Here is a 9,001-nt window from a genome sequence, read left to right on the forward strand (position 1 = left end):
TTACTGGCTGAGCTGGTCGATCGCAGCGACGTGGTTGTTCATCTCGCAGCCGCAGTCGGGGTCAGGCTCATTATTGAAAAGCCGGTGCAGACCATCGAAACCAATATTAGTGGCACGGAGATGGTCCTTCACGCCGCATCTAAGAAAAAGAAGCGAGTCTTCCTGGCCTCTACTTCGGAAGTCTATGGCAAAAATGGTAACGGCGTCTTCCGGGAAGATGACGATCTCGTTCTGGGTGCGACTGCGAAATCGCGTTGGGGTTACGCAGCTTCTAAAGCCGTTGACGAGTTCCTTGCGCTTGCATACTGGCGCGAACGAAGACTCCCAGTCACGATCGGTCGCTTCTTCAACACTGTAGGTCCCCGGCAAACCGGCAGATACGGGATGGTATTGCCAACGTTCGTGATGCAGGCAATTACCAATCAACCCATCACGGTGTTTGGTTCCGGTAAACAATCACGCTGCTTTGGCTATGTCGGAGAAGTGATAGAGGCGATGCTTCGCCTGCTGCAAACGCCTGAATCTCTTGGGCAGGTCATCAATATCGGGAATGACCAGGAAATCACGATCGAAGAACTTGCATGTCTGGTTAAGGATCGCGTGGGCAGTACATCGCCAATTCAGTACGTTCCTTACGAAACAGCTTACGAGTCCGGCTTCGAAGACATGTTCCGGCGTGTACCGTCCCTTGAGCGACTGGAGAAACTCACCGGTTTTAGGCCGACAATGAACATTGCCGAGATCATTGACCGGGTCGCCATGGATTTATCCGAATCTAACCTGCCGCAGGTCGCAGTCGCCGCGCTTGCGTAGCCCTGCGGACGCTCGAATTGAAAACTGTCGTTGACGACTCCTGGAGGCATTTCAGTGTACATAGAAGTGCTGTGTGCTGCAGCTATAAGCGTTCTACTCACTTTTTTGATAAGGCAAATCTGCATTCGTCACGGATGGGTTGCCAGCCCTGTAGGTGACCGCCTGCAGCATCCACCTACTCCCCGTTTCGGCGGAATTGCGATTGTTGCTTCATTTGGAATCGTGTGTGCCGGGATGCACATTTGGCAGCATCAGCGTTTCGCTGTGATCCTGCTTGCCGGTTTGGGAGTCTTTGCGATGGGATTAGCAGATGATGTCTGGCAGATTTCACCGCGACTCAAGCTCTCTGTGCAAGTTGTACTTTCGACTATTCCTGTACTCTTCGGTGTCAGCATCCCCCTCACGCATCTACCCTTAGTGAATGCCGCTGTGACAATTCTGTGGTTTGTCGGACTCACAAACGCGTTCAATCTTCTCGACAACATGAATGGATTGTGCGCTGGAATAGCTATCATTGTTGCTCTGTTTCGCGGCTCCATAGCGCTACTGCAGAATGATCATGTCGGCTTTGTACTGTGCATCACTTTGGCCGCCGCCGTTCTCGGATTCCTGATATTCAATTTTCCGAGAGGCCTAATCTTCATGGGCGACGGCGGAGCCCTATTCCTCGGATTTGTACTCGCTGGTTTGGCTTTCACCGGAACCTATGCCTACCTGAAGAGCTACTTAGATTTGCTTTCGCTTCCACTGGTTCTGATGCTCGTTCCGATTTGTGACACCACATTCGTCACCGTAGTCCGGCGTCTTTGTGGTCGACCGGTTTCCAGGGGAGGAAGAGACCACTTGTCGCATTCGCTAGTAGCAAATGGATTTACACCGGTGGTTGCAGTTGTCACTCTTTGGATGGTTTGTGTCGCCTGCGGAGCCATATCCCTGATTGGAACGATCTATGGTTCTGCTCGTGTAGTGACATCGGTAATGATCCTGCTGGCGGGCGTAATTGCGACAATCTCTTATTTAACCGGCTATCAGGTGGTTTCAGCCGCAGTAGATAAAGATAAACGCGTTTATGAACGCATAGCTGCGGATGTACTTGCTTCTTCTGCGAGTCTTGCCGAGGTGTGCCAGACGTTGCGTGGATGCCTGGAACGCGCGGGCTTTGATGGAATCACCTTGTACCTTGATTCCGGCATTCCGGCGGCTGTGCAATTGCACCCGTTCACGAGAAATGATCAGGGCGAGTTGGAATTCCTGTGGAATTCATCGCTTGCTCTTTCTGAAGCTAAGTGGAGTATCAGCTTCAGTCTGCATCCGAAGCATGGCGCGTGGCAGGGACGCTGCACTCTGTATCCGAATGTTTCCGGGCGCCCCATGCTGATGGATTTGAATTTGTTTACTAGCAGCGGCTTCTCGACTGCGCTGGCAGAGGGTCTTGATTGCGCCATCCGGAAGCACACAATTCTAAAGGATCGAGCAGAGCCGTCGTGCTCGCCGGTACTTCTGGGCGCGGTGGCAGGCGCTGACGGAGCTTATCTGGGCAAAGTCTCATAACTTGGATTTACAACATTCATAGTTGGTAGGGCATTTTATGAATCTCGGCCTGTGCAGGCCAAATGTGGAGGAAGTCAAATGATGAAAGCAGTGGTTACTTCGATTCTCTTGCTGACCTTGCCGTACACATTGCTGGCCGCAGACACAAATGCAGCCATGTTGATCGGTTCCGGAAGCGTGGAACTCAATGGCCAACAGGCCCCGCGTACTTCGACGATTTTCCCCGGTGACCGGATCAAAACGGGACCAAATTCGACTGCCCTGGTGAAGGTGGCCCAGACTGTGTTCTCGCTGCGTAATGATTCGTCTCTCCAATATCGCGGCGGCAACATTGTCTTCGAGCGCGGCGTCCTGTCTGTAAGTGGTGCGAATGGACTGAATGTGGAATTTGGGGATCTTACAATTTCAGCCGCGCGCGCCGCTAAGTTTGTACTGATAAACAAAGATGGGATGGAAAAGCTTGCCGCACTTGAAGGCCCGCTCAATATTACAAGCGGAGGGCGGAGCGTCACACTGAATCAGGGACAGATGATGACCCGCATGATTCCTGGAGAGCCGAACGATGCCGGAACGGCTTCCGGCCCGCAGGCAAACGATTCGAGACAAAATCCCCCCGTAGTGGCGCAAGCGACGAGCAGCGGCTTTTTTGGTAACTGGAAGATTGGGGCCATTGTCGGTCTTGTCGCAATTGGCGCGGTGGCGGGCGCGGGTTTTGCGGGAGCGTTCGATACCCAGCAGGCAAGTCCGTCGAAGGTGCGTTAGAGTCCGAGCCAAATCGACCCGGAAAACTGAAGCTCTCTACCATAATGATTGACCTGCACTGCCATATTTTGCCGTTCGTAGATGACGGTGCTGCCTCATGGGAAATCGCCGAACAGATGTGTCAAGTGGCACTAGATGACGGCATAACCCACATCGTGGCGACGCCGCACGCGAATTCCCAGTTTGAGTATCGCCGGGCAGATTTGTCGAAGCATTTGATGGAGCTTCAGACAAGAGTCAAGGGCAAGATGAAATTCAGCTTGGGATGCGATTTCCACTTATCGTATGAAAATATCCAGACCCTATGGGCTAATCCCGGCCGGTTCTTGATCGAAGGTACTCCCTACTTATTAATCGAATTCAGCGACTATGGATTGCCGCCGAATTTCGAGCATCTGCTTTTCGGAATGACTACCGAGCTGAAGCTGCATCCGATCATCACTCACCCGGAACGTAATCCAATTCTGCAGCGACATCCGCAAACTGTCCTTCCTTGGATCGAAGCTGGGTGTCTTATTCAGGTGACCGCGAGTGCTCTTACCGGGAGTTGGGGAAGAGCGGCCAAAGAAGCAGCCGTTTGGCTACTTCGGAGTGGGCTCGTTCATCTGTTGGCTACAGATGCTCACGATCCTAAACATCGACCGCCGATTTTGTCACGGGCTCGAGACACTGCCGCCAAGATTATTGGAGACAAGGCTGCTTGGAACCTGGTGGAAACGACTCCTTCTATGATCCTGGACGGTCGTATAGTCCAAACCGTCGCTTAGACCATTCTGATGGAAGCCCCGACTAAAGTCGGAGGCTTCTATCTATTGCTTCTGCTGCGCCACTACATCTGCCGCATTCGTGGTGCGCGCAAGGTTGGGAAACATAGGCGTAACTTCAAACGGCATCTTGTCACGCGCGGTCAACAGCGGAACTGGTTTGCTCTTCTGCAAACTCACTTGATCGTCCCATGGATCGAGTTTGACTCTGCTGCCAAGCGGCAGCGCTGCCAACTGATGCACGTCCCCACGTTGCAATTGGGGCGCCGACTGCTCGAGAGAAGCCATCCGGAACAGTTCTCTTCCCTTAGCCATGCGGTTGCCGAAGTTAGGATCAATAAGCCAGGTCAGCTCGTGCGCATGTGCTTGCAGCGCGCGCAGAAATAATCCCGCATTCGCCAGTTTGTCTTTGTAGGGCGAATTGCGCAGAAGCTCACTGGCCTTCTTGTCAGCAGCCATCTCGTCAGTTTCGCTACGTTGCATGACAAGTTTGCGCAGCACATCCTCGTCAGGAAAAATCATGCGATCGCTGAAGGCATACTTTGTATCCACGGAGTGTCCGAGGGCAATGTGTGCCAATTCGTGCGACAGTACCATGGCCAGAGAGGCTTCATCCGGCAATACATCGAGCAAGCCCCGGCTAATCACAATTGTGTGTCCGATCGTGAAGGTCTCCAGCGGAGTTGTGAGCAGCACTCGGCAACGGACATCCGGCTGGATGTTGAGACTGTTAGTGACTTCAAAATTGTTCACCACCGCCTGCAGTACTTTGGAGGCTTCCCCATCCGGGGCCAGGACGCCTGCGCGCTCCATGCGATCGAGCACACTATCTTCGGCTTCGCGTTGCCACTTCTGTTGGCTCTCGATCGGGCTGATCTCGTTAGCGCCGTTACCGCTGTGGTCCGCCACATCCTTGGCGGGCGATTCAACTTGCATATCGGTGAACTCCGTCTGCTGGCCAGAATGCTTCAAGTCATAGCCCCACAAACGCGTTTGTCCCTTCATGCTGAGCTTGCGGACCAGGTCGTACTTCACATCTGAGTCTTCGGTATAGACGTACGCAGGAAGCCACAATCCCGGTTGCAGGTTGAGTCGCCAGCTATCGAAGTGGAAGTAGTGCTTGCCCCTGGATTGTGGTGCATAAGTTCCATTGATGCGAACGATGTTGTAGTCCTGGTCTTCCACCCAGATACGGCCCACGAAATGGACGCCTTTGGTGTGCTTAAGCGGGACTACATTGAACACCAGAGTGCGAACTTCGCCCAGGAACTCTTGCCGCTGATATTTGAGTTCACAATCTTCCCTGTCGAATCCGCTATTCAAGAAGATCAGTTGCATGAAGCCTTGCGGTACATACTTCATTTTATAAAAGCCGTCGAGCCGATCCAGCACCCTCTTAAACTTGCCTGACTGTTTCTTCCCGTATGTTTGGTCGTTGATCCCGCGGTTATCGAGCACGAGACGCCCGAGGAAATAGTTGTCACTGGCGGGGACTTTTCCCAATTCCGGATCTTGCTTCATCTGCTGAATGTAGGTCTCAACCAGCGGGGAGTACTTATGCATGTTCTCCACAAGTTTGGCTTCATGGTAGAAGATGCTGTTAGAGAGGGCCTCGTAGGTGGAATGCGCCGCTTGGTCACTCGACGGAGTGGAAGGCGCGTCCAAACTCGCCATTGCAAGGGATGAAACCAACATGGCCGCAAAAATTGAATTGCGAGCTATCGACATGGAAACTCCTTGAGAGTTCACAGACACATGGCACCAGCTTTGCGCTTCTTAGTCTTCATTGTGCCAATTCAAAAACAATGCGCACCGTCGCGTTGGAGTCGTATGGCTGACCGTTTCGCTTAGCCGGCTGGAACCGAATTTGCTCCGCAGCGCGTTGTGCCGCTTCATGCAGTCCGTCTCCCAGACCGCGGACTACTGGTTCGATATGAATGTTTCCGGATGCAGCGAACATCACTTCGAGCAATACTTCTCCTTCAATGTGCAGCTTGTGGGCCTCTACCCTATACGCCGGGAATGGCTTAACAAGAGATCCACCAACACGTCTCCTTCTGGTTCGGGAGTCCGTCTGTGATTTCGTGCACAGGAAATCAATAATCAAGACAGTCCTTTATTGCTTCATAGCATTCATAAGCCTTACCCGACGACCCGTTCCACGGAGAGTCTCTGTGTAAGTGATGAATCCGTTATGAGCAGTGTTGCATCTTCTCGGATGAGTTGTGCGCAAGACACATTGCAGCAGCAGCTTCGTACCACCTCTGCGTGCGCATCTCAGGATTTTGGCGTAAGGAAACACCAGCCGAGCCGAGTAGCTCCCCAAGAGTGCTAATGCCACAGACCGTGGTGTGCCCGGGGCGGGCGAATTGAAGAAAGCGCGACAAGGCATAGCAACTAGCCTTGGCGATGAGGAGACGTATTACGAGACAAAATCATTCAAATCTGGAATGAACATCGGTCTGCTTATCTCTGGAACAGAGAGAGAACAGAGGATGGAATTTAAGTAACGAATGGCGACGTAGGAGTCTTCACCAGCGGCAAAGCCGGGTTTCTAAACATAGCCTTTGCTGCACGTCCTCAAGCGACTTTCGGGTGCAACTGGGAAGACTTCCGAGATGACTCTGGCCCGCTCGAACTGGCCGCTTCGGAAGATGCTTGAATGGTAAAGAAATAGGAATCAAACATAGGTCCCTCCATATCGCATCACTTCGGGAAAGACACTCTATGACCGCTCACGACATTAGCGTATGAGCTACTCGGTAGTGCGGCTGTGATGAAGATCACACACCCACTGGTATCGGCAGGACGAGAGACGTTAGCGTGCTGGGGCAGACGCACTGCCCATGCGCGGACTACCGCGAAGCTGACTCAGGTGCGAATAAGTGTGGGCAAGCTCCGTAGCTATCAATTGTGAAAACGCAAGGCCAGCTTGAGGGAATTGTGCAAGCACTTGCAGGAATTGCGCGCGAGAGATAAATGCTGTCTCAGCTGCTTTGAGTGCCGAGATCGTCACCGTGGACGGCTGAGCAAGCATCGTGCCTGCCAGACCCAATACTGCTGGTGCTGAGATTTGGTGGAGGCTTACCTGTTTGGTTTGCAAACCGTTCTTTGAAATCGAGGTTTGCGCAATCCCCGAAATCAGCAGAAAAATGCCCTCGCTAGGTTCTCCCTCGCGGATGATCAGATCTCCGATGCCATAATTCCGCAGCTCGGGAGCACAGCTGAGCGAAGAGGCAGCGGCAGGCGGGAGTCCGGGAACTAGATTCAGAAGAATGTCCCTGAAACATCGATCCTCTAACCTTTCGGAAGTGATCGTATGCTGCATGCACACAACATTAAGGGGGAAGCTAAATCGCCGCTGTGACCGATATCACTTCATCAAGTGACATAAACCCAATCGCCGTTAGTTTACGTGGGCGACCAACTGCCGCAGAGCCGGAAGATCTCGCAACCAAACGCTTGAGCCTTTGATCGTCAGGAATTGCTTGCGGCGGAATTCGGCGAAGAGGCGAGTGACGGTCTCTCGGGAAGATCCAATCATCTGCGCGATTTCTTCATGGGTCAGTGACAGAGTAATCTTCACTTCTTTTTTGTTGGCGCCCTTCAATTCGGGATCGGCCCAAGCGAGCAACATCCGAGCCAGTTTTTCGGCTGACGAAGCAGACAATCCGAGGCAGCGGATCTCCTCGTAGGCTCCAGCGCAGTTAGCGCTCAGTTGCTTTGCAACGTGCATGCTGGCGTCGCCATGCTGGCTGAGAAACTTCAAAAACTCGGCTTTGGGCAGAAAATTTACCTGGCTCGGTTCCAGCACTTCGACGGTTGCTTCATAGGCTTTGTCGGCGATCGTCGAAGTCAGTCCCAGCACCTCACCTGGCGTGACAATGCGAAGAATGATGGTTCGTCCATCGGCTGACGAGGTGTACAGCTTGGCTTTCCCTTTGCAGAGGATGAAGGCTCCGCGTGATTCCTGCCCTTCGACAAAAAGCATCGCCCCTTTGGGATAGGTCGATGTGGATTTGATGGATTGCAGGTGTTCGACTGCTGGTTTTGAGAGATTACAAAATAGACGCTCTTCGCGATAAGGACAGCGGGTGCAATTTTCGATAATGTCGAGGCCGTATGGGGAGCGCATCGGTCCCTCCTGTCGTCTAACTCAAGAACAGTCTAAGCCTGGTGCCGAACATCAGTATGTGACGCAGGTCACAATTTCAGCTTATAAAGCCAACTTCCTTGATTGCTCCCTAAAATGCACCTCCGCGTTACCCGGCGACGCCCTGTATCTTCGTGGTACCTCCGAATTGCGGCAACTCACCTCGTATGAAGGAGATGCAAGTGTCTCCCTATACTGTGGATACGCAACGACAATGCGATGAGTACAGCTCCGTAAAAAATCGCACAAGCGCCTAAAGGCCGACACAAGCTCGGATAAACGTTGCATTGATGCAAGATGGTCTGCACCGCACGCTGCCATTAACAGCCATCAAGACCTGCAATCCAGAGATCATGGTGCGTTTCGGGAATCCGGTGAAAGAGATCCTGGAGAGCGCGGCGGAACGTGGAAGTGAACTCATCGCTATGGGCGCTCGGAGCAACGCCAACAAACCAGCGTTCAGCCGCAGCGTCTCCTACGGTGTTATCGCGCAAGCGCCATGTCCAGTGCTGACGGCAAAAGGACGGGAAAACTGATCTAAAATCAGGGGCAATTCAAAGACGAAGGGTCTCGGATCTATTCCGGGGCCTTTTGTTCTTGAGCTCTTCAGGCAGAGACCTGCAGCTAATACAAAAGCGGGACCTCGCTCGCTCGCGAGATCCCGCTTTCCATGTGGACTGCGCGCTCGTTCGCAGCCACAAGCCAGAGCCTTTCCCAATCTTCTAGACACAACCGAGACGCACTGTGGCGCACATGATAACCGTGTGAGCTAATTAACCGCCGACGAAGTGCTGTCGGAAACAGGAATGCCTGCTCCCCAGTCTGGAAGGAGTATGCTCACGCCTACTGAAGCATGGGCTGGTTTCTGCTGCATGGCTCGTCCAGTGTCGACCCTGACCTCCCATGAACGAGTTGTTATATTCCGGCACTCCAACTCTCCATGTTTGCTGATCGTCAT

At 52.9% G+C, this 9,001-nt stretch carries 9 protein-coding genes; 5 read left to right on the forward strand and 4 right to left on the reverse strand.

Annotated features, from left to right (window positions below; genetic code table 11):
* From DMG62_01010 to DMG62_01025, 4 genes are all read left to right on the forward strand, one after another.
* The coding region (locus DMG62_01010; GenBank protein ID PYY24855.1) for a nucleoside-diphosphate sugar epimerase at positions 1–813 on the forward strand (813 nt) is incomplete at its 5' end.
* Positions 814–1,047: 234 nt separating this feature from the next.
* Complete coding sequence (locus DMG62_01015; protein PYY24856.1) at positions 1,048–2,364, forward strand: hypothetical protein; 1,317 nt, start codon at positions 1,048–1,050, stop codon at positions 2,362–2,364.
* A 78-nt stretch (positions 2,365–2,442) separates the two neighbouring features.
* Positions 2,443–3,126 (forward strand): hypothetical protein, encoded by a 684-nt coding sequence (locus DMG62_01020; protein PYY24857.1) that lies wholly within the window; start codon positions 2,443–2,445, stop codon positions 3,124–3,126.
* Between the two features lie 44 nt (positions 3,127–3,170).
* Entirely contained in the window at positions 3,171–3,893 is a 723-nt protein-coding gene (locus DMG62_01025) for an exopolysaccharide biosynthesis protein (protein ID PYY24858.1), read from the forward strand.
* A gap of 42 nt (positions 3,894–3,935) precedes the next feature.
* On the opposite strand, the gene DMG62_01030 is transcribed toward DMG62_01025, so the two are convergent.
* From DMG62_01030 to DMG62_01045, 4 genes are all read right to left on the reverse strand, one after another.
* Entirely contained in the window at positions 3,936–5,618 is a 1,683-nt protein-coding gene (locus DMG62_01030) for a hypothetical protein (GenBank protein ID PYY24859.1), read from the reverse strand.
* A 55-nt stretch (positions 5,619–5,673) separates the two neighbouring features.
* Positions 5,674–5,982 carry a hypothetical protein gene (locus tag DMG62_01035; protein PYY24863.1) on the reverse strand — a complete coding sequence of 103 codons (309 nt, stop codon included), beginning with the start codon at positions 5,980–5,982 and terminating at the stop codon, positions 5,674–5,676.
* Between the two features lie 726 nt (positions 5,983–6,708).
* Positions 6,709–7,218 carry a hypothetical protein gene (locus DMG62_01040; protein ID PYY24860.1) on the reverse strand — a complete coding sequence of 170 codons (510 nt, stop codon included), beginning with the start codon at positions 7,216–7,218 and terminating at the stop codon, positions 6,709–6,711.
* A gap of 78 nt (positions 7,219–7,296) precedes the next feature.
* Positions 7,297–8,025, reverse strand: a complete 729-nt coding sequence (locus tag DMG62_01045) for a Crp/Fnr family transcriptional regulator (protein ID PYY24861.1) — start codon at positions 8,023–8,025, stop codon at positions 7,297–7,299.
* Positions 8,026–8,333: 308 nt separating this feature from the next.
* On the opposite strand from DMG62_01045, the gene DMG62_01050 reads away from it, so the two are divergent.
* The gene (locus DMG62_01050; protein PYY24862.1) at positions 8,334–8,579 is read left to right on the forward strand and encodes a hypothetical protein; all 246 of its coding nucleotides are present in this window, start codon (positions 8,334–8,336) and stop codon (positions 8,577–8,579) included.
* Positions 8,580–9,001: the final 422 nt, after the last annotated feature.

The sequence above is a fragment of the Acidobacteriota bacterium genome (assembly GCA_003225175.1).
Classification (GTDB): domain Bacteria; phylum Acidobacteriota; class Terriglobia; order Terriglobales; family Acidobacteriaceae; genus Gp1-AA112.

Coding starts and splice junctions, on each gene's coding strand:
- DMG62_01015 (PYY24856.1), top strand. CDS start 1,048: ATGCACATTTGGCAGCATCAGCGTTTCGCTGTGATCCTGCTTGCCGGT.
- DMG62_01020 (PYY24857.1), top strand. CDS start 2,443: ATGATGAAAGCAGTGGTTACTTCGATTCTCTTGCTGACCTTGCCGTAC.
- DMG62_01025 (PYY24858.1), top strand. CDS start 3,171: ATGATTGACCTGCACTGCCATATTTTGCCGTTCGTAGATGACGGTGCT.
- DMG62_01030 (PYY24859.1), bottom strand. CDS start 5,618: ATGTCGATAGCTCGCAATTCAATTTTTGCGGCCATGTTGGTTTCATCC.
- DMG62_01040 (PYY24860.1), bottom strand. CDS start 7,218: ATGCAGCATACGATCACTTCCGAAAGGTTAGAGGATCGATGTTTCAGG.
- DMG62_01045 (PYY24861.1), bottom strand. CDS start 8,025: ATGCGCTCCCCATACGGCCTCGACATTATCGAAAATTGCACCCGCTGT.
- DMG62_01050 (PYY24862.1), top strand. CDS start 8,334: ATGCAAGATGGTCTGCACCGCACGCTGCCATTAACAGCCATCAAGACC.